The sequence below is a fragment of the Pedobacter sp. G11 genome (assembly GCF_003860265.1).
In the GTDB taxonomy this organism is placed as follows: Bacteria; Bacteroidota; Bacteroidia; order Sphingobacteriales; family Sphingobacteriaceae; genus Pedobacter; species Pedobacter agri.
This window is the reverse complement of the sequence record NZ_CP034190.1, coordinates 310,367-333,201: the sequence shown is the minus strand read 5'-3', so window position 1 is coordinate 333,201 and position 22,835 is coordinate 310,367. Positions and strand designations below refer to the sequence as shown.

17 protein-coding genes are annotated in these 22,835 nt (G+C 38.1%); 16 read left to right on the top strand and 1 reads right to left on the bottom strand.

Annotated elements, in window-relative coordinates; all coding sequences use genetic code 11:
* Positions 1–112: 112 nt before the first annotated feature.
* Positions 113–355, bottom strand: coding sequence for a hypothetical protein (locus tag EA772_RS01365; protein WP_124910902.1), 243 nt, complete (start codon positions 353–355; stop codon positions 113–115).
* Between the two features lie 485 nt (positions 356–840).
* Here EA772_RS01365 and EA772_RS22205 point away from each other — a divergent pair, with 485 nt between their 5' ends.
* The 16 genes from EA772_RS22205 (at position 841) to EA772_RS01285 (ending at position 22,818) form a co-directional block, all read left to right on the top strand.
* The gene (locus EA772_RS22205; RefSeq protein ID WP_246834017.1) at positions 841–1,614 is read left to right on the top strand and encodes an RHS repeat-associated core domain-containing protein; all 774 of its coding nucleotides are present in this window, start codon (positions 841–843) and stop codon (positions 1,612–1,614) included.
* 10 nt (positions 1,615–1,624) lie between these two features.
* Positions 1,625–2,002, top strand: coding sequence for a hypothetical protein (locus EA772_RS01355; protein ID WP_124910901.1), 378 nt, complete (start codon positions 1,625–1,627; stop codon positions 2,000–2,002).
* 305 nt (positions 2,003–2,307) lie between these two features.
* Positions 2,308–2,544: a hypothetical protein gene (locus EA772_RS01350; RefSeq protein WP_210405066.1), complete on the top strand. Its 237-nt coding sequence runs from the start codon at positions 2,308–2,310 to the stop codon at positions 2,542–2,544.
* A gap of 127 nt (positions 2,545–2,671) precedes the next feature.
* Complete coding sequence (locus tag EA772_RS01345) at positions 2,672–2,899, top strand: hypothetical protein (protein WP_124910899.1); 228 nt, start codon at positions 2,672–2,674, stop codon at positions 2,897–2,899.
* A 1,233-nt stretch (positions 2,900–4,132) separates the two neighbouring features.
* Positions 4,133–5,158 carry a hypothetical protein gene (locus tag EA772_RS01340; RefSeq protein WP_124910898.1) on the top strand — a complete coding sequence of 342 codons (1,026 nt, stop codon included), beginning with the start codon at positions 4,133–4,135 and terminating at the stop codon, positions 5,156–5,158.
* A gap of 287 nt (positions 5,159–5,445) precedes the next feature.
* Positions 5,446–6,564, top strand: coding sequence for a hypothetical protein (locus EA772_RS01335; RefSeq protein WP_124910897.1), 1,119 nt, complete (start codon positions 5,446–5,448; stop codon positions 6,562–6,564).
* Positions 6,565–6,915: 351 nt separating this feature from the next.
* Entirely contained in the window at positions 6,916–7,977 is a 1,062-nt protein-coding gene (locus tag EA772_RS01330; protein ID WP_124910896.1) for a hypothetical protein, read from the top strand.
* A 118-nt stretch (positions 7,978–8,095) separates the two neighbouring features.
* Positions 8,096–9,115, top strand: a complete 1,020-nt coding sequence (locus EA772_RS01325; protein ID WP_124910895.1) for a hypothetical protein — start codon at positions 8,096–8,098, stop codon at positions 9,113–9,115.
* A 1,329-nt stretch (positions 9,116–10,444) separates the two neighbouring features.
* Positions 10,445–11,779, top strand: a complete 1,335-nt coding sequence (locus EA772_RS01320; protein ID WP_124910894.1) for a glycoside hydrolase family 99-like domain-containing protein — start codon at positions 10,445–10,447, stop codon at positions 11,777–11,779.
* 705 nt (positions 11,780–12,484) lie between these two features.
* On the top strand, positions 12,485–13,510 hold the full coding sequence (locus tag EA772_RS01315; RefSeq protein WP_124910893.1) for a hypothetical protein: 1,026 nt from the start codon (positions 12,485–12,487) through the stop codon (positions 13,508–13,510).
* A gap of 340 nt (positions 13,511–13,850) precedes the next feature.
* Positions 13,851–14,750 carry a hypothetical protein gene (locus EA772_RS01310; RefSeq protein ID WP_124910892.1) on the top strand — a complete coding sequence of 300 codons (900 nt, stop codon included), beginning with the start codon at positions 13,851–13,853 and terminating at the stop codon, positions 14,748–14,750.
* Positions 14,751–14,943: 193 nt separating this feature from the next.
* Positions 14,944–15,303 carry a hypothetical protein gene (locus EA772_RS01305; RefSeq protein WP_124910891.1) on the top strand — a complete coding sequence of 120 codons (360 nt, stop codon included), beginning with the start codon at positions 14,944–14,946 and terminating at the stop codon, positions 15,301–15,303.
* A 119-nt stretch (positions 15,304–15,422) separates the two neighbouring features.
* Positions 15,423–15,944, top strand: a complete 522-nt coding sequence (locus EA772_RS01300; protein ID WP_124910890.1) for a hypothetical protein — start codon at positions 15,423–15,425, stop codon at positions 15,942–15,944.
* 266 nt (positions 15,945–16,210) lie between these two features.
* A complete protein-coding gene (locus EA772_RS01295; protein ID WP_124910889.1) occupies positions 16,211–17,308 on the top strand; it encodes a pyocin knob domain-containing protein in 1,098 nt (365 codons plus the stop codon).
* A gap of 245 nt (positions 17,309–17,553) precedes the next feature.
* On the top strand, positions 17,554–18,264 hold the full coding sequence (locus tag EA772_RS01290; protein WP_124910888.1) for a hypothetical protein: 711 nt from the start codon (positions 17,554–17,556) through the stop codon (positions 18,262–18,264).
* Between the two features lie 1,152 nt (positions 18,265–19,416).
* The gene (locus EA772_RS01285) at positions 19,417–22,818 is read left to right on the top strand and encodes a hypothetical protein (RefSeq protein WP_124910887.1); all 3,402 of its coding nucleotides are present in this window, start codon (positions 19,417–19,419) and stop codon (positions 22,816–22,818) included.
* Positions 22,819–22,835 lie beyond the last annotated feature (17 nt).

Here is a 22,835-nt window from a genome sequence, read left to right as displayed (position 1 = left end):
AATATGTTGCGTTATTGCTGATTTTACAGTTGCTAAAATAGGTATTAATTGTTAGGTTTGCTATATCGAAAATAGCAATAAATAGTTTAGATGAATAAAAAGGCCAAACTGATCACTCCGAGTATACTTTAACCTTCACAGTACCAGCAAGGCCGAAAGAGTATACTGTAACGTATACGCTGATGATAAAGCCTGCGGCAGCAAGGTGCTTCGCAGTAATAGTTGGGAAATCTTCCATTCCCCAAACCCCTTTGGAACCTCTTGCTGATAGAAAGAGCCGCTCTTTCCTCCCCCACAAAACCAAAGCACTTTCCATCAGTAAGAAGTCGCCACCCAACGCCTGAAATAAACACAATGGTGTTTAGCAAAGATGTATAAATGTCTACATTAATAGTAAATCTTGCCTCCGAAGTCGGCAGAGAAACAAAGTCAGTGCAACCACCGGGAGCGGTTAAAATAGTTTTTGTATAGCAAAAACATAAACTTGCTCCCTCAATGCTCTATCTGCACCAACTAGAATAGAGGTCTGGGGTGATCATTTTGTTAAGCCCCCCAAAAGCGGAAGAAGGGAGAGCTGTCAAGGGAACGTGGAATAAATGGCCTTAGAGCCAAGGCCAAGAGCGTTTATGCCGAGAAAGTCCCTTTACTGCTTTTCCTTCGAGGCTATCTTTGCTGTAACATATGATCAACCTTATCTACCGCAGAAACTCTCCGAAGAACGAAATTACCCCTCTTGTAAAACCCAAACAAAAAACTAACTTTACGCTAAAGGAACGTTCTTTATAAAGCTGAAAAGTACCTGCCAGCGAATCCGGCGAAGTGTAAAAAAGTTGCATAAGGGTGTTTGATTATGGTGCAAGGTTCTATGATCCGGTGATTGGACGTTTCAACGTTGTTGATGCACTTTCCGAGGAAATGCGCAGCCATTCTCCTTATAACTATGGTCTCAATAATCCAATGCGTTATACCGATCCTGATGGGAATGCGCCAACTGATATTATTTTAAGAGGAGCTGGAAATTCCAGTGTGACGATAAAGACAGAACTTATCGATATAGAAGTTAATGCCAGTTCTTTAGGAGTTAATTTTGGAGGTAATTATACGCTACAGGGTGATGATATTTTACAGGCAGGTTTAGATGTGGTAGGTATATTTGACCCAACAGGTATTGCAGATGGTGTCAATGCTGGAATTTCTGCTAAAAAGGGTGATTGGTTAAATGTAGGAATAAGTGCTCTGGGTGTTATCCCGCTGGCAGGAGATTTGGCAAAAGCAGGTAAAATTGAGAAGGATGTAAAAATTATCAGTAATGCTGTTGATGCTGTTAAAACTGAAGCTAAGGTAGAGAAGTCTATTGTGAAGTCAGCTGAAGCAGGTTCTCAAAAGCTATCAAAAGTTGAGAAAAGCAAGACAGTAGAAAATATTGGCGACAAGTTTACAAAGAAAACCGAAGTAAGGCCGGGTAAAGGTCCTGGTCAATCAAGAGCTGAATATAGTACGTATAAAAATAAAGATGGCAAGACTGTAAAGACTTACAAAGATAGCTATGATAGAGGTAATAAGTATCAAGGTCGTAAGCCTTTAAGAGGTGGTCCAGAGGGCAGAGAACAATAACATGATATATATGAAGCTAAGTCAATTGAGATCTTTTTTAGAACAAAAATTGGAAATCGAAACTTTTAGAAAAGGTATTGACAAAGAAGTAGCAGGATATAAAAACCAGCTTTCAAAAAAAGGAGCTAGTTCGGAAGTTCTTTTAGAAGCCGACATTGATTTGTATTTAACTAAGGCACATATATCGGAATTATGTAGGCATTATTTAAATGATCGGTTATCAGAATACGAGTTATATTATGTAATAGATGCTTTATTGTTATCTGAAAACGTGTCTTTTGAAAACGAGAAGCTTTTGGAGCTAACGGAAACAATGACAGACCCATCCGTAAACGGAGTTGTAACTAAGTCAGTAGTGAAAGAAGTTCTTGATTATTGTTTATCTTAAATCGTTAGCAGGAGCATCGCTAATTAGCCAATAGGCTGTATAAACATATATGCAGCCTATTGTTGTTTTGTAATCTACAAGTTGTGCCTTTGTACGTACATCCCGCCTTCGGCAGGTCTGTCTACAAAAACTTGCTTGCCTTCGCTTGAGCGAAGGAAGAAAACCCTGCGCAACTTAGGGTTTTACTGCGGTAGCCAGCCTTGTGCCTTTTTATGCCGAGCGTGCTGGGAATATGGTTAGTTGGGATTACGGTCCAGCCCATGCTCCGGCTAAAGGTATGAGCTATCATTCATCTTTTAGGTTCAATGTTGGTGGAAGTACATATGGCAGTAGCGCCCAATATCCCTTTGGCGCACCTTTCGAGTTTTGGAAATATAAAAAGAATTAATATGGGTAGCTTAGATATTGTCATGCACAATGCAAACACTGTTTCAATAAAAGATCTTGAGCATAATTTAGATATCGCTGATTCCAAATGGGACAAGCTTATTACACTGCTTCATATTAAATGTGAGATCGTATTTTCTCAGGGTTTAGGCTAAGCTATGAAACTAATCCGCAAGAAATTATTGATTATGTAGCTGAGGAAAAACTGTACATCAAAAATGAGGGTGAAGTGATTGAAAAAAACCTTGTAGCATAAGGGAAATAAATGTAATTAATAGGGCTTTGTTAAGTGAACTTTGGAAGGCTTATGATGAGCCATCTTTAGTTTTTTTGACCGAAAAAAATAACGAACAGGATTTGGTAGACTGTATGAGCCACTACCAATTTGGTTTGGAGATTTTGAAACGTGTCCCAGGTATTTATGACTTATCTCAAAGCTACGAGGCAGACGTTATTTGGATTCAAAGCAATGTAGATATTGCACCTTTGTTATTAGCTATCGAAAACTAGTTTATACTAAGGTGGGGCGGATGTGCAGCTCTTACCAAGAATAAAATTATACCCCCAGCAATTTACTGCTGGGGGTTTTTTGTTATTTGGCGAAAGCCTTTTAGTCTTGAAGTTCTGTATGTAGGTATATAAAACGTTAAACAGGATGGACTGGGTATCGGCATCCATCTTCTGTATATATTTTATGCCTTTTCGCACTCCCCATTCAAAAAATCTTCTGTTACCTCGAATGCCATTGTCATCTTTGCCCCCATCTTTATCAATGGCAGGTTCTCGTTGCGTCTTCGCACTTTTCGATGATTTCACAAGATGCCTCAATCTGCTGTGCAAGATCGCCCTGCGACCAGTCCAAGCCTTCCTTAGCGTGATTATTTTGCTTCCGATGTTTAGGCTTTAGTAGTTTGCTTAGATTTTTGTTGATAAATTAATGTGGCAGCAGATGTAACTCCTTAAATGACTGTGTCGAGATGGTCATGACTTATTGACATAACCACTTAAGTTTCAGATGAAGAAAATAACCTGAATGTTCCAAATTCATCTATTATCTCAGATTTAATTTTTTTTGTATAAAATTAGATATTTTCACATTCGCCGGCTTGAATTTGATATGCAAGTACAGGCAATCGATTTGAATTGGTCGGCGTTAGTGTCTATATGAATAGAACTCATGACTGAGATTTTCGTCCTCCTACTAAACTACATTAGTAAGTAGTTCTTCCGAACGCTATCAATAAATTTTAATCCCATATACAGTTATTAGTGACAAAATGCAATTTATTTGTGCTCACTGTCAATTTTATTTCATTGCTTCAAAACCCCTTTTAATCACTTACATCATTATGTTTGTCAAAAACATTTAGGTTAATCAAACAGAAAATCTAACTTGTATTAACGAATTATCTTGGCTTCTTTATCAAAACTACGCGGTATGATAATAGACATCAAATTTACTATTTGGTTTTCCTTATTAAAAATCCTTAAAGCTTCTGTTCAATTTCAGGCTTACGCAGGAAATTATAATAAAATCCATTTTGATGTGGTTTAATCGACAATCATTTTATTATGATACCTTACTCTATTTAGAATCGAGAATGAAATTTGTGTGAATGCATGATGATGAAAGACTTGTTATTGATGACTTGACTATGCATGATTGTAAATATCTTAATTATATGGCGCTTTCAAAACAATTAGCCATAACGTTAAAAATTAGTAATTAATCTAGAAAAAAGAATGAAAAAAATCTGTTTAAAATTTTTGGTATTGATAGGTATTTCTATTGTTTCAAGAGCTTATTCGCAAAATAAATTGGATCCTAATGGTAATGTTGGAATTGGAACCTCTAATCCAATAACGCGTTTTCAAGTTCAAAAGGAATCGTCAGCACCTGCAATTATGATTGGCGGTGGTTTCCCTGGTTCGCCTAGGCTTCAAATCTATGGCTTGGGCGAAGATTCGAATGCCTGGATGGGGTTAGGTGTTGATATGTCTGGAAACTCTTATGAACACAGCATTTATTTCCCTAAATCGCCGTTAGGCTATTCAGGTAGGTTAACAATCGGTGATTATAACGGAAATATTTTCAACACTAGGATGACTGTTTTGGATAATGGTAATGTTGGTATAGGAATACTGAATCCACAAAGTTTACTTCATGTGAATGGTAAGACAATAATCAATGACAATCTAAAAATTTTGGGAAAAGATGCTGCTTGGGCTGAAGGTTTATTAATTGTAAAACCTTCTGGTTGGAGTGGGATTAGGCTTGCAAGACATGATCCCTCTACAAACAATTTTGAAGGTAACTGGGCTTTAGGTTATAATGCGACATCGGGAAATGATTTCTCAATTTCTAATGTAAGGGATGGGAATCAGATGGATTATGTTTTTCATATCAGCGCCCAAACTAGAAATGTTGGTATCGGCACTTCTACCCCTAATGAAAAACTTGCTGTTAATGGTAACATAAGAGCAAAAGAAATTAAAGTAGAGACAACGAACTGGCCGGATTATGTATTTGATGAGGGTTATAAAATTGAAAAGTTGGGAACGTTAGAAAGTTATATTAAAACGAATAAACATTTGCCAGAAATGCCGTCAGCAAAAGAAGTTGAATCGGAAGGGGTTGAATTGGGTGACATCATTAAACGGTTACTTAAAAATCAGGAAGAGCTTACACTCCATCTTATTGAGAAGAATAAAGAAATAATCAACCTTGAAAAGAGGCTCTCGGACCTGGAAAGAAAAGGTAAGCTTTGAAAATTTCAAATAATAAATAAATTATAAATATTAGAATAAAGCAATCTAATATTTAAGGCAGCTCATTATTTTTTAATTTATCCTTAAGACCAATCAAGTGGGTTTGCAATTGATGTAGTTTCAATTTTGTCTCCTTCGGCGAATACGACTTCATTGATAAGTGTCGAAGTCATGAAGAAGATGTTTAGAGTCTTTCACACTTTTGTCATGAGAAAATGATCGATCGTCATGCGATATCTATTCTTGGTCAAATAAATTTTCTTTACCTCTTCAAGATATGATTTTAGATGGGTTTGAAGAAAAGTAGTTCTATGTCAACTGACCCTTTTAAGAATTGTCGTATGAAACGAATAACCCTATTATTTTCAATAAGTTTTTGGACTGGATTAAATCTGAATGCTCAAAGTAACCTATTTCCCCCGACCGGGAATGTAGGTTTAGGCACATCAAATCCTGAGAACATCGAAGGTTGGGATAAGGTATTGGATTTATATGGTAATTCACATTCTAAATTTATGGTTCGTTCATCTGGGATTACGGGTGGATTTTGGTCACATTTATCTGGGTTTTACGGCGCCCCTGCAGGAAGTATGGCCGGAACTGTAAGTAACCATCCATTTAGTCTACTTACTAATTCAACACCTCGGCTCACCGCCTTAAGCAATGGAAATCTAGGTATTGGTACAACAAATCCTTCGAGCCTATTAGAGCTCTTCAAAGAAAATGAGCGGTTTCATTTAACTCTTTCGGGTAATGGAGATGTTAATGCTTACGCAGATATTATTTTCAATGTAAAAAACCCTGTAAATGATTTCCCACAACGCATTAATTCCTGGGTGATAAGTCATAGAAAAGATGGATATTTTTCGGATAACCCATCGGGGCAGTCAAGCCTCGAATTCTATTCGGTTATGAATAATGGTTCATACGCAGCCCCATTGAGCTTTAAGTCTAATGGAGACTTAATTTTAGCATCTAATAAAAATGCGATTGGGGGAAATGTTGGTATCGGAACCAACATCCCGGATGCCAAGCTGGCCGTTAATGGTCTAATACATACAAAGGAAGTTAAAGTAGATTTACAAAACTGGCCGGATTATGTATTTGATGAGAAATATAAAATCTGGCCGCTGGAAGATTTGGAACGCTATATCAAGGTAAATAGACATTTGCCAGATGTTCCGACGGCTATTGAGGTAGAAAAAAATGGTGTTAAGTTAGGCGAGATGAACAAAGTTTTATTGAAGAAGATTGAAGAAATAACATTACATCTTATTGCAAAAGATCAGGAAATGAGGCATATAAAAGCCAGTTTTTTAAAAATCCAGTCTGAACAAAGCGAAATATCTTCAACTCTTCAGTTGTTAGTTAAAGAAATTGGTTCCCTCAAAAAGAGAAATCGATAATATAGGAAGCTTTATTTATACGACGAAGGATTTTTACGGTCGTGCTTCAGTAGGCGGAAGAGATCATGTGGAGCATCCCGCTAATTTTTGATTGTGAAGATGATAAACAAAAGATAGCCGGTTACAAAAAAACGTAAATCTGCTAAAATGAAAACTGCGACATGAGAGTGAACCGAAACAACTGACACGTTCCCGTAGAAAGTATTTTAGTTATAACGCTTTGCTTATAATAAGTTTCATAGAACTGAAAACTGCTGGAAAAGGAGTGGATAAGTGAATTTCTCTATTTAGAGTTAGCATAGATTTGGTTTAACCTTAAATGATTTCTTAATACTTGTTACATTATATTATATGAAAAAAAATATTATTATTATCACGCTGCTAAATATCATAGTTTTTCAGGTCGGCTTGATCCGTGCACAAAATATCTTTCCTGGAAGTGGTCCCGCAGGCATTGGCACTGTAAACCCGGATGTTGCATTTCATATCATTGCTGGTTCGGACAGCAGGCCAGAGGGTATATCCTCGTCGGCTTTTCCTATTCTTAAGTTTTCCCGTCCAGGCACTCCTAATTATGCATACCCTGAGTCGGCTGAATTCAGGATTGCTCACGGAGGTTCGCATATCTGGGGTTCCAGACTAGACTTGTATGTTAATGGTGGGACCAATCAGACCAACATTCCCGATCAACATGCTATGAGCTGGCTTTATAATGGTAATGTCGGAATTGGTACGCAGACCCCCCGTTCGCTTCTGGATGTTGGTGCTGTGATCAATGAAGGGAAACTGGGCGCGGTTCTTGGAAGATTGCAGGAAGGAAACGAAATTGGGGAAGGAACTTTTTTAGGGGTAAGGGGTTATAATACTACATCTGCCTACGGATTCAAAAGCTTCGGTCTGGAGCACAGTTTTTATGGGGTCACTAACAGCTCAATTAATTTTTTGCGGGGCGGAGGCCAGACAGGCGGAGGTATTTCCTTTAACACGAATGTAAATACCGAACAAATGCGTTTAGAGTGGAATGGAAATTTGTTAATTGGTAAAACCACGCAAACTAACCCTTCTTATAAGCTGGATGTGAATGGCAAAGCTAGAGCAAACGAGATAACGGTGAACAGTAATGGCGCTGATTTTGTTTTTGAGGGAGATTATAAACTTGTTCCCTTGGATCAGCTGGAGAATTTCATTAAACGCTTTAAACATCTTCCGGAAATTCCTGATGCGAAAACAATGCAACAGAATGGGGTGGAGATTGGGATGTTGCAAACAAAATTGCTCCAAAAAGTGGAGGAACTCACGCTTCACCTGATTGAAAAGGATAAAGAGCTTACCCTGCAGAAAAAACTGAATGCGGCAAATCATGACCGATTATTGAAACTTGAGATGGCTTTGGAAACGCTAAAGTCGAAATAATCGGGTGTCGGAGATAACAAGCGTAAAGATGGTTTTCTGCTGAGCACAGGAAATCATATGATGATAGCTAATGGACTAAGCCGGCCTCTTTATTTTCTAAATGTTAAAATAGTTTAAAATGAAAAAAATAAAATATGTTTTAGGTATAACCGCTGCATTTATAGCTTCTGCCAGCTACGCGCAGACACCAGAGTTTGCTTTTAATGGAGGGGCAGATGTCATCTTTAAATTTCCTCCAAGGGGATCAGGTGGAAGGGCCATTGTGCATGATGAAGGAAATATCCTAACCCTGAATTATGGTGGTGACTTCAGTGGTGGTACCAGATTGGGACCGCAATTCAATGTTGGCAATGATGGCTCATTTGATGCTAATCATGGGAATTTTGTACTAAAGGGATCTACTGGGAATATTGGCATCGGGACGTCCAATCCGCAATCTAAACTTGAAGTGATGGGACAAATAAAAAGTCATAACGCGAGCGTGGGACAAAGTGATGGACAAACCAGCTCGAAAAATTTTGCGAATTTTAGTTCCAATAACCATGGTTCAGTCCTGGTCTCCTCAAATCTATACTTTAGTGGCAATGATGATCTTAAAGTTGCCAATGGCCACGGGACGATGAGTGGTGCATCTATAATTCTTCCAGGTAACTGTCAGCCCAACCAAGGCGGAATTACTTTCTATACTAGCAATCCTTCAGCGGTTATTGCTGATCAGGTTTTTACGGGCAGTGCAGCGATGGTCATTAATGGTAGCGGAAACGTGGGGCTCGGCACAACTTTGCCCCGTGAGAAGCTTTCGGTCAATGGAAACATCAGAGCACATGAGTTGAAGGTCGAATTAACGGGGTGGCCAGACTACGTATTCAATTCTGGATATTACCTAAAGCCGCTTTCTGAGATCGAAAAATTTATTAAAATAGAAAAGCATCTGCCTGGCATCCCTTCGGCTGGTGAAGTGGAGCAGAATGGCTTGGGCTTAGGTGAGATTAATAAACTATTGTTGGAGAAGGTAGAAGAACTTACTTTACACCTAATTGAAAAAGATAAATTAATAAAAAAACAGGAATCGATCAATGCAACACAGGAAAAACGTCTTGGCCAGATAGAGGCTAGGCTTAAGTTGCTCATCAAATGAGAAAGCACCTAATTTTCACTATATTATTTATTAACCTTCACTAATAAGAAAGAAAAAATCATACATAAGATGCTTGAGATAAGCTTAATTTGGTATACCCGAAACATAGATTTATTTGCTCAGCATCAGACAATCAATGGTAGTTATAATATTAGGGCTAGATTCCATAATATCTTGAATTATGGTTAGAAAATTATATCTGCAAGAAACTCTGATGACTGTTTCATTGGAAGCTAAAATTAAGGAGCTACCAGATACAGTTTAGATTTAATATTGGGGATGATCTGGTGGAAAAACCAATTTAGTTGACCCCGTTCTGTTAAATCTATAATCGTAGGTTTAATTAATGATTAATTCACAGGTATTCCTGGCGGGATGGTGTCAATAGGTTGCGGTTTTTGTCCACTCCCCGACGAATGGGCAGCGCACGGCCGTCTTCATTCCGTCAGCAGAAAAGCCTGCGGCAGCAACGCAAACATTGACAAGAGGTAAAATAGGTTCAGTTATTGGTAACTCAGTTATCCGGCAGATAAACAACGAAGTCCAATCCCTCCAAAAAGTAACAACAATCTTGGGTTAGCCCTTCGTTGTGTTAGATCCATCAACATAACTAGTCGTTATAATGATAAACAAATGAATTTAAAACAATGGAAAAGCGGGACATGTCGAAATTAAAGATCTGGAATTTCAATTCCTAAGCTATATCCTCCAATGTTGAAACATAATAACTATATAATCAAAGCTGTTGCCATTTTTAGATTATTTTCAATATTAAATTTACTTAATCACCTCAAAATCATCGTTTGTCATTCAATTGATCGTATACGTCAAAAAGATTTATTAATTGGCTAGCCTTGATGCTAATTTAGTTTGTAGGTTTTAAGGTGATGAATGATAAGGAGATATTTTACGATAGAAGTTGGTAAAGCAAGTGAAGTTTGCGGTTCGATGATAATCACTGCCAAGTCATCGATAGAATGTTGAAGGGGCGTCATCTATTACAAAAAATGCAATTTAAATATATTACCGATTCTCAATTGGACTAGTGTACTGCAACTATTTCGAACTTTGGATCTTTTGCATTTAGCAGCTTTATATTGAATAAACTTAACTAAGTTTTGATATAAGACATTAAGAAAATCAAGTCGAAAATCTTTCGTCTTTTGACATATTTGAAGCCGCAAATCTCCACGGTTATAAGGTAGGGAGATCATAAATTAAGTTTAATCAAAATTGAATAATTTGACAGATTTATCACTGGGTCAGCTTCTGAAATAGATCTTTCCCAAAGCATTATAACTCCAATATTAAAAATTTAAAGTAACAAGCATGATGCAAAACAATTCAAATTACGATGTGGGTGTATTTTACATGCCCTTCTGGTTATACCCTGGGAATGACCCGATGGATGGAAACTGGAAGATGATTAATGACTACGATACCTTTTTGGTCAACAAAGGTGAAGCCAACAAAGTTCGTATCCCGATGAATAACTACTGGCCGAGTCCTCAATGGTATGATGAACGGATGGCCTCTGTAACTGAAAAACAGCTTGAGTATATGAGCAATCATGAGATAGACTTTGTGGTGCTGGACAGCTACTGGATTCACGAAAATAATATTGATGCATATGTTCCAGCATGGCAGCATGTACTGGAAAATATGAAACAACCTGGATTCAATTTCCATGGGATGGAGTTTGCGATCATGTGGGCTAACGATTTTACAAACATGGTTGATCAGACCAGCTGTGAGAGATTTTTGAGAGGGGGTCTTAATGGGGGGCTTGACCGAATGGTTACCTACTGGTCACAGTTTTTTCAACACGCAAATTATAAGAAAATTGATGGCAAACCAGTATTTTATATTTATTATCCCTCTATAAAATCTCAGGATTTCAGTGGGAAATTCACCACACCCACAATTGAAGGTATATGTGGTTATTGTGAAGATGATCCGTTTTTTGATCCGCTTGGACCTGCTAAGAACGAACCTAATATTAATAACCTTAAGACGAAATACCTTTTGGAGCAGATTGAAGCAAAGCTAGGGATGGAGCTATATTTCGTAGCAGTGATTGCTACTGATATCCGCAACTATGCTGACGCACCTGCGGTGGACTGGTATATTAAATATGACTGGCTTTTGCAGCATCCACAGTTGGCCGGGTATGATGCCGTGACTACATACGGTTATAAATATTTTGATTATGAGGATGCTTTTAAAACAACACAAACAACAGTTTGCAATGGTCAGTCCAGTTTCCATAATTGGGATTATAACTACAGCACAATGCAAGGAATCTATCAACGGTTCTACGACTACATGATAAACAACAGTACCCTGGATTACCATGTTCCGGTCACCGCAGGGTTTAGCAGAAATCCGTATAATATGTTTGAAAAACTGAATGGTGAATATCTTCAGTTTGCAGATCCTTGTAATAATTATACACGGGATCCTATTGATCAGGCTGTCAGCTCTCCTGCTACTTTTGAACAATCTCTCATTTCGGCGAGAAATCTGGTTGACAACAATCCAATAAGAACTCGAAAAATTGTGATGATCAGTGCCTGGAACGAATATGCTGAGGGTACCGTTATCGAGCCTACTGTGACGTTTGGTACACAATACCTTGAAAAGGTTAAGAACGTTTTTATGTAGATTATTCATTGCTGTGGAACAAACAACTTTTCCTGTTTGTTCCATAGCGTGATGCTACAGATGGTATTGATTTGATAAAAATGAGAAGTGGTATACGTAAAGTATGAAAGCACACTAAGTGGCAAGGTTAAATTTAACGATTGTTTTTTGATGATTAAAAATCATATATCAATGCCAATGGTATCTGCAATCTGAGGTTAACGGCATTGGTATTGATATATGATATTCATAGTATAATCTCGATTTAAGGTCTTACAGTTTGATATTTAAATGAGTGTTTCTTATGTATATCTAATAGGCCTTTAGATTTCAGTTTTCTATACTTGAATAATGTGATTTCAACAGCCTGCTTTAAATATCTCGAAGACACCTTATCATAATGTCATTAATGCGTTCAAATTTTTTTTCAATTCAACTGTCTATTAGGAAAAAGATTCAGCCTTTACTAATAGGAGGATATTCTGCACTGTAAACACCCATTTTGTTATCATGTGCAGTCATGATTATTTAACAAATAGCTTTTGGCAATTGAATACATAATTAAACAAGAATCCAATGATGGCATTACTAGCTACACCAATATAAATTTCGTAGAGCGGCTTTGTTTCCGAGCAAAGCCTTTTGATGAGAACTTAAGAAAAATATGGCACAGTTAGGGCTTAATACTATTAAGTGCTTTTCGGATTTAATAGAAAACAGATACAAATGAAACAATTTAACGTTTTATTGCTGCTGCTCTTACCAATTCTAGCATTTGGGCAAACGCAAACAAGAAATGATGCCGGACTCCAAGGAAATCATGGTGCCAGCTCCGGTTTTTTCGAGACATCAGCTCCCGTAAATTATCCTTCAGGTGCCGGAAGCTGGTGGCATTTGTTGGATGTCAGGCACAGTTACCCGGAGAATAATTATGCAATGCAATTTGCAGGTATTTTTTTCGACCAGGAATTATTTTTTAGAAAAACAAATAACAATCCTGTTCAAGCGTGGTCGAGGATACTATTAGAGAACAATGGCCGGGTGGGTATCGGAACTTCTGCTGCCCGCGCGTTGCTTGATGTTGCTAGCCCGCTTAATGAGGGGAAACTTGGTATCGTTTTAGGACGATTACAGGAGGGGGATCATGTAGGTGATGGTACATTCTTGGGGGTGAGAGGTTATAATACAACAACGGCATACGGTTTCAAAAGTTTTGGGCTTGAACATAGCTTCTATGGAGCGGTCAACAGTTCGATTAACTTTTTAAGAGGTGGAAGTATAAGTGGAGGTTGCATCACATTTAATACCAATACAAATATGGAGCAGATGCGTCTGGATGCAAATGGAAATTTGTTGATTGGAAAAATCAGCCAAGCGAATACGACCTACAAGTTAGACGTTGAAGGAAAGGTTCGTGCTAACGAAATAGTGGTTAATACCAATGGTGCTGACTTTGTTTTTGAGGATAGCTATCACTTGCGCCCCTTGTCTGATCTTGATATTTTCGTGAAAAAATTTAAACATTTACCGGAAATTCCACCAGCTAAAACGATGCAGGCAGAAGGTGTTAGTATCAGTGAGTTACAAATCAAGTTGCTGCAGAAAGTCGAGGAGCTAACCCTATATTTGATAGAAAAAGACAAAGTTATTGCAGAACAAGAAAAAAAGTTGAAAGTACAACAAAAGGAATTGAGTGAGATTAAATTCTTTATACACCGTCAATACCCTGACTTCAAGATCAATAAGAAATAGGTAGTTTCGTGAGGTTGTCTTTGACCTATTATCTCCGAGAAATACTAGTTAAAATTACCGCATGGTGTTTGTCAAAAACATTTAGCCCAGTAAATCAGAAAATTTAACTTGTATTAACGAATGTCTATTATACTCTCATGAATCACAACTAATAAGCATTCATCAACAGTGAAATAATTTAAGTGCGATCCATGTCTTAATACTTCAATTTAATAATAAGAACAGCTTTTTAAGCTTTAAGATAGGTTAGCCCATGAAGATTAAATAAGAAGAATTAATTGGTAGAGGTTACCATAATGACTTTTCAAATAATATAATAAGTCTGAAAAATAAAGTGATAATGAAAAAAGTATGGATTACGGTATTTGCGGTATTTTCAACAATTGGCTTGCTGGCACAAGACGTTAGTTTGGGGAATACTGGGGGATTTAATGGCTGGTTTCGTCTAGGGGTTTTATCATTGCAGCAACATGGAGCCGATGCATATATCCAAATCGCATCCGGTGGAGGTTACAATTCGAATGTGGGTCAAAACGGAGAATGTCATATTCATTTTCGGACGAGTAATGCCGTCAGCGAAACAAATGGGGTATACGCCTCGGGAAGTTTTTATAGTACCGGCATAACAAAAATTTTGTCTTCAATTCGTGTAGTTCAGATTAATCAGTCCACATGGGAGTTTTATGCGGTAATGCCGAGCTTTACAGGACAAGAAGCACTCTTTTCTTTAAGGTCGGTTTCTGGCACTTGGCAGTCGTCCTTTTATAAATTAGATCCTCCAACTCAATTTCCAGCATTTGATTTGACTGAAGAATTTCTGGTCACCAGTAATGTCTACATGATGGGAGACGTTGGAATCGGGACCAGTACCCCAAGAGAGAAACTTTCTGTTAATGGAAACATAAGGGCGAAAGAAATAAAAGTTGAAGCAGAAGGATGGCCTGATTATGTATTTGAAGAAAAATATAAACTAATGGATTTAGGGGAGTTGAAGTCTTTTATCAAAAAGCATAACCATCTACCCGACATGCCCTCTGCATCAGAAGTGGTCAAGGACGGCATTGCGGTTGGTGAAATGAATAAAAAGCTACTCCAAAAAATTGAAGAATTCACACTCTATTTGTTGGAGAAAAATGAAGAATTAGTCATGCAAAAACAAAAAATTAAAGATTTAGAGGAAGGGCAAAGCCAATTAAAAAAAATGTTGAAGGATTTAACTGAAATAAAGATAGATCGCTAAATTTTTAGCTGCATTCCCTCTGATCTTTTATTATGAAGGCATATCAGGCGTTTTTCCTAAATATGTTTCTGAGAATTTCGTCAAGTCATTGTTAGAATTAAAAGTTTATTAAATGAAAAAAGTGTTCAAATATTTAAATATAGTGCCGAAGGGCGTGTTCTGCAATTTATAACTCATTGTTTCTAGTGACCTCATGGCTCAGGATCAAACTATTGATGGTAATTTGACTATTGGTGGAGAATTTAAAAACGGACTTGGCTATGCACCAGGGATTTTTCTATTTGGAAATTCAGATGATTTTTTTATTCGTCGTTTCAATGTTGCACCGAATCAAAGTGAGTTCCGGTTCGCTATTGGAGATGATTTTCAACCAGAAGATCGCTTCTCTATAGGTGTGAATTATGGTGGTAGCCAATGGCACTACAGAATGGTGGTTCAGGGTGATGGTAAAGTGGGTATCGGTACCTCTACACCTGGCGCACAGTTGCATGTTAATGGAGGGGCTGCAGTTTTTGGAACAAATGCTGTAACAACAAATACAGATGGCCATTAAGTATTGGCAATATTCATGCGGACTCCGCACCTAATAGCAGCAACTGGCCTGATCAAACAACATTTCTCCTGAGTGGCAAGGATTATTCTACCATCGGGTTTCATGATTCCGGTCACAGGGTGGATTTTATAAAAGCAGGTGACGGCACGATACATCTTGGACACGATGGCGGATTTGGCAGAGCGAACATAGGCTTACCACTTGGCATTTGGAATGCGAATGGTAATGTGGGCATTGGTACATTAAACCCGCAGGAAAAACTTTCAGTGAATGGCAAAGTAAGGGTACATGAAATTAAAGTACAATTAGATGGATGGTCGGATTTTGTGTTTGATAAAAAATATCAATTGATGCCGCTCAATCAACTCGAAGCTTACATTGCTAACAATGGGCATCTTCCAGCAATACCATCTGCTGCAGAAGTAATAAAAAATGGTATAGAACTGGGCGAAATGAACAAAAGACTTTTGCAGAAAATAGAAGAACTTAGCCTCTATGTTATTCAACAGGAAAAACGTTTGCTTGACCAAGAAGTTAAGGCCTTGGAGCAATCAAAACTCAATCAAAGGCAGTCTGAAAATATTTCAATTTTATTGAAGCACATTAAAAAGACAGGCACCAAAACAAAGCTAATGCTTTAAGATTAATTGTTGTTAAGTTTCAACACCTAAACCATCATTCATCTCCCTATTTAGTTTGATGTGATATCATCAATTCTCTTTATTTTTAGTAAATGTGGGTATAAATAACGTGGTATAATTTGTTTATGCAGTTTTTTTTGGTCACCGCAAATCGTTCATTGGTCAATTTGAAAATGGTGTTTGTCAAATAGTTTTGGGTGGGGTGCTGCTGATTACCATTTTTATTCAACATTAACTCATGCTGTATTTATCTAAACTATTATTGTATGAAACTAAAAATGAAAGCAGGTTGGTTATTAGTTTTTTACATCATTTCTAGTGAGACTCTATTAGCCCAAACGCCTTTAACTACAGATAACGGTGTAAAAGCCAATACCAGCCAATATTATGGTGATCTCAATTCTAATCAAGCCTGGGGTGGAATAGGCATGTCAGGAATGTATATCTTTAATGCAAATACTTTGAATCATGCGCCAGTGTCATCTGATTGGTATCATGTTATCGAAATGCAGCATGACGCTGGAAATAATTGGACCGGTCAAATTGCGCTGGGTTATTTTACAGATAATTTATATTACAGACAGCAAAATGGTGCGAACTGGCAAAACTGGCATACGCTGGCCACGCAGGATTGGATTCAATCATTGTTCAATACCAGACTAACCCTTACAGGAACGGGATCCAACAAAGATGCAAATGGTGAAATTAACGGTGATCTGGTTGTAAGGTCAAATACTGGTAGTCGGAATGTTCAACAAGGCGCTATGCTAGAATTTGTAGTTCCGGCAAATACCGATGGAAGTAATCCCTGGGGGCAAGGCAGGATTATTACTGTTGCTGGAAACCAGCTTAACGCAAATGCAACTGGAAAGATGATCTTAGGTACCAGAAGAATGCAAAATAAACTGAATACAGGCAACAATTGGTACTATGGAGATGATTTAACCATTGATGGTGATGGAAATGTAGGTATCGGGATACTTTCACCCACGGAAAAACTCGCCGTAAATGGTAATGTCAGAGCAAAAGAAATCAAAGTGGAAGTGAACAACTGGCCTGATTATGTCTTTAGTAAGGATTATCAGTTGCCCAGTCTGGATAGTATTAAGGTATTTATCAATAAAAACGGACGCTTACCTGAACTGCCATCTGCAGTAAGCGTTGAAAGCGCTGGTTTAAATCTTGGGGAAATTAACCGTGGCCTTGTTAAAAAAGTTGAGGAGATGACACTTTATCTGTTGGAAAAACAAGAACAACTTAATGATGAGAAACAAATAAATGCAAGCCAAACTTTAGAGATTAAAGAAATGAAGATAGTTATGGAAAGATTGACCAAAAGGCTGGAACTGGTCGAAAAAAAATAGTATAAATATCTCATAGATTAATATAGCTCTAACCAGCATGTTAATCTTCGGATGTTATATTGGAAGAATTTAGATGTTTCTACCGCTTATTTATAGAAACGATGACCAGCTCATTTTGTCTAAAATACAATTTATAGTTCATTATATCTTCTTATTTGCGATGTTCAACAGTTAATAAACATTATTCGCGAATAATATCTCTCCTTTGACTGACAATAAAATACATTTATAAACAAAATATAAAGATGTACAAATTAATTTCAATCCTAATTCTTTGCACTGGACTTAGTAGTCAGGCACAAAATACTTATCCTTTTCCCTCTTCAGGAAACCTGGGAATTGGTACAACTTCTCCTATTGCACGTTTGAACGTTTCTGGTACTTTTGTAGTCACCGGAGCGAATCTTGACAAAAATGGAGTAGAAGCAAACCTGAACTATCTTCTTGGAGACGGCAAATGTCTTATTGGATGGAATCGCTCTGGTGGTATGGGAGAAAGTGATTTTATTACTAGTCAGGGCCCTGGTGGCTCAGGGGGATTCAGTTTTATTCAGTATAATTCTGATGGTACAGAACGCGAATTGATGTATATGAGGGGAAACGGTAATATTGGGATTGGGATTACAAACCCTGCTGAAAAACTAGCAGTAAATGGTAATATCAGGGCCAAAGAAGTAAAGGTGGAAACTAATAACTGGCCGGACTATGTATTTAAAGCAAACTATTCACTCCTACCACTTAACCAAACAGAAAAATATATCAACTTAAACGGGCATTTACCAGACTTACCTAGTGCTTTAGTAGTGGAAAAGGAGGGGGTAAGTCTTGGAGAAATGAATAAGTTGCTATTGAAAAAAATTGAAGAGTTAACGCTGCATCTCATCGCTCAAGATAAAAGGATAGATGAGTTGTCCGCTACGATACAGTTAATTCGCAAACCATTAGTTATTAAGTAGGTATTTGTATGTCGAATGTCGCCATCGGAAATATGAGCCTTTAGTTGGAAAGACAAGTTGTTTTAAGCACAAGTTGCCAAGTTCAGTATATATGTTAGCTATTGATTTCATGTAAATCCACTCTCCGGCGAGATTGGGTCACTCGGCTGTTGTTCCTTCACATATATTTATAGAAATTAGTTTAGAATTAAGAGGTAATAGAATTGGTGTTTGTACGTGTTTGCCAATCCAAATACTAAACAACAGAAAGAAGCCTATGTGCTTTGTCTAATTGAGTTCCCTTTTGCATTTCATAGAATATTTTCTGAGTTGTATCTCTGATCCGTTGGTAATGAAAAAAACTTAAGATCGATCTGAATTCAGTATTAAATAGAATTCATTAAATTCTGCAAATGTGCATGATCTGTATATGAATGACTATTTTAACGCTGATCTAGATTATTAAATAATGTAAGTAAAGGTATTAGTTGTTCGATTGTATTCTCCGCGAGTGCACGAAAAGGATACAGTAAAACTGTATCTTTTTTTATTAAATGCATTTAGAACTATTCAAAGGCTTCTTTTTTGCATGTATGTTCAACTCACTGAACTAAATCGTTAAAGCGAATAATTTATTTTTAAATGTTTGTTATTCAGTTACTTTTGAATGGTTTAAGATAATTTCAATGTTTTTCAGCGCTAACTTTTCAATTACCAGTTCGAAGGATTCTAACACCCTTAATTCGTCGAATTCGGTTTTTTTGTTACAATTAGTCATAAAAGAATCTCCGAAATAGTTGTAGGGATTCAACATCTATCTATAATTGATTGCAAAATAATTTCCACGAGACTGATTAAAGAGGGTTGTATGTTTTGATTTCAATCACAGTTCCAATGTTTTGATCTATAAAATATTTCCCTACTATTCGGTTTTAACGGGCAATCTTCTGTTGCGATCTATCTCAACACGTTCATTTAAAAAGTATCGTCGTAAAAGTCACATGTCGTTTTAAAAAGAACAAATGTTAAAAGCTTTTCGAAAGTTTTTGATTTTTTTTAGTTTATAGTTTGTCAATACTAAACCAATGTTTGTCACTTCGCTTGTTACGTTCGTCAATAAATTTTTGGATAGAAAATGCATCATGGTAACTTTCAGGATTAACGTTGAAATCCATGATGAAACCGATCCAAAAACAATTCTTTCTTCAGCTGAAGGCTTTACTGCTTAGTATATCATTGTTAGCTGGTTTAAATGCTGCCGGTCAAATCATAAGGCCGAAGCCATTGTTTAAAGAGCCAACGCCAACTTCGCCACAATCAGCGGCGTTGATCAAGTCAATTGAGTTTCCCGTCGATTACGCGCGGGGCCTGGTAAATGTGGAAATCCCGCTTTACACGGTTAAGGTCAATGATATTGAGATCCCTATCGCGCTGAAATACCACAGTTCAGGAATCAAGGTTCATGATATGAGTGGATGGGTGGGTTTAGGCTGGTCGCTTTCTGCTGAACCGGCTATTACCCGCTCCATTCAGGGAAGGGCTGATGAACGGAATTTTTTGAACAATGAGCTTTTGGGAAATAATACCAAGGAATATTTGGAGGATCTAGCCAATAATGTCAACGATGAGCTTCCCGATCAATTCTATTATTCGCTGACAGGTTCAAGTGGATCTTTTTTATTTAGCAGAAAACCGGGGATCTCTGGTTGGAACATCAAGACGCTTCCTTATCAACCTTTGAAAATAGAGCCTTTGGGCGCAAATCCTTCGCAATTGAATTCCTTTAAGATCACTGATGATTCTGGTCGTCAGTTTTATTTTGGAGGCAGTCATGTTGAACGGACGGACCTGTTGGACCTGACCACGTGGAAGGGAAATGAGATCATTTCAGCAAATCGGATGGACACGGTGAGATTCGCTTATCATCCGACTGTGAATGAATGGGTGCCTAAGCCGCAATCACATTATGTTAGCGTGGATGATCAGCCAACCAATTATCATGATGAAATCGTTCGAGCGACCAATTGTGCTGATGGAAGCACCTCGACTGCTCCTGACGAGCAGATGCCTAAACCTTTTGTGTCAGAATATGTGAACGGGGCGATAAAAAGATATTATTGGAACGTATCTACGCAAAGCCTTGATTATTTGGAGACTATAGACGGCCCTAGCACACCTAGCGTAGAGGCTACAGAGGTTTTATACACAAAAAATATATTCTTTAGGGGAGGTCGTGTTGAATTTGAGATAGGGAACCGCCAGGCGCTTAACGGAAGCACAATTTATGATAATAGCAAGCGACTTAACAAAATCCTGGTCTATGACTCCCAAAACAAGGTTGTAAAAGAGATCCGTTTGACTTATGAAGAATTTAATTCACACGGTAATGTTCCAAACAATAACTCAGTTTCGATTTACCAATCCAGGATGCTGTTAAGTTCAGTAGAAACATTCGCAAACAATGTAACTATAGGGGAAAAACATGAGTTTACTTATAATAGGAATGGAACGCTGCCAAATAAATTCAGTTATGACTTGGATCTTTGGGGATACTACAATGGTCCAAAAAACAATGCCAGCTTAATTCCAAGTACCACACTTGAAGCAAGAACTTATACAAACGCCGCGGTACCATTGACGGTGGGAGGTGCGGACAGAACATCAGATTCTTATTATAATTATGGACAGGCGGCGATATTGATGAGTGTCAAGTATCCTACAGGTGGTACTACTGCTTTCGAATACGAACCCAATAAGGCGCTTAACGTCCAAACGCAACAAAATACTGTGGTAGGTGGGTTTCGCATTAGAAAAATTACCGATTACGATGCGGCGACTGGTGCGTCCAAAGTTCGTTCATTTCTCTATGGTAGCGCAGAAAATGGTGGAGGATATATGCGCCATTGGGTGAGCGGGGATGCGCTCTATAATCCATTTATGATAGAACAAACAAAGCTATCCCTGGTTCGGGGCTTAGTAACGTGTTTTGGAATTCCGGGCCCCGGCGTAACCTATGGTCCAATAAGCATCAACACCCGGTTAAGGACAGTGATGTCCAATCCAGTGGCGAATCTATTCTATAACGGTGAAGTGGTGGCCTATCCAGAAGTCAGTGAATATAATGGAGAGGCTTATCAAATAAATTCAGGGAAGATTGTGCACAAGTATTTTTTTACCGGTTTGGGAAGCCTGGGTGGATATGAAACACCTTTCTTCGTCAATGGGACAACGCTTCCCTATGAAACGAAAGCGGATTGGATCTACGGAACCCAAACAAATAAGGCCATTTATAAATCTCCTGGACTTAATTCTTATGTTGCGATCCAGGAAAATGGTAGCAGTTATTTCCCGGCTTTGGATAGTGATAAGATCTGGTCAAGGTCGGTTTATCGCAATACCGTTGTGATCGATCATTATGGCGGTAGTGGAATCGCCATTCAGCCTTATTTTTATCAGACACAGATCAACGAATACCAAACCGGCTACAATCAGCTGCTTTCAGATACCAGTAACATTCAGGAGAGCGGCTTCCCGCTATTTAAAAAAATCAATAACTATGTATATGGCAATCCTAAACTAACTGTTCCCACTGAGGTGAGTTTTTTGAATAGTTCAGGTAGGTTGATCAAGGAAAAATCTTTGTTTCCGGCGGAAATGGTGGCAATGGGCAATAGCCAGCCTTACCAGGAAATGATCGATAGAAACATGCTGAATGTTCCGGTTGCGGTGGAAAAATATTCAGATCAAAACTTTTTAAATCGGACAACCACCCATTATGGTACCTGGCCGGCAGGACTTATCGCCCCTACCAATATTGCACTTAAAAAAGGGGCTTTTGCTGAAGATGTACAGGTTGAGTTCAAAGGATATGATGCCAGAGGTAATCTGTCTGGTTTCTCAAAACAGCAAGGTCCCAATACGGTATATCTCTACAGTTATAACTCGCAGCACCTGATCGCTGAAATTTCCAATGCAACTACTGCAATGGTAGAATCCGTTTTTGGTGGTGCGGGCGCCATTGCGGGAATTGCTGAATCGATGCCAACTGACGCGCAACTGACAGCCTGGATTAATCAGTTGAGAGCATCCCCGACACTGGGACAATCCCATATTAAAAGTTATAGCTATAAGCCTTTGGTTGGGATGACGAGTATGACGGATGCTAAAGGATTGACAAGCTATTATCATTACGATCCTTTTAATCGGTTAAGGTATGTCAAGGATCAGGATGGGAATATACTACAGGCATATTGCTATAATTATGCTGGACAGGTGGTTGACTGTACCAGCGAACCCGTAGGACAGGAACCGGTAGGGACTTGCCAAAGTTTCCGTTTAAGAATACCATTTTCTGTGTTGAATAATCTATATGTAAGTTACAGGCCTTGTGGCAGCTCGATGTATGTTACAGTGGGCGCCCACGAACTCGAGCAGGAACTTGGGGAGGGGGATGAAGTAGTTCTCACCATCTGTAAGGAAGGAAGTGCTCCTGATTTTCAGTTCCGTTATGGTCCTAATGGTGCTGGTCAAATGATAAATTCAATTCAAATCAATCCAGTTGGTCCTTGTCAATAATCAACTGATGATCGAAT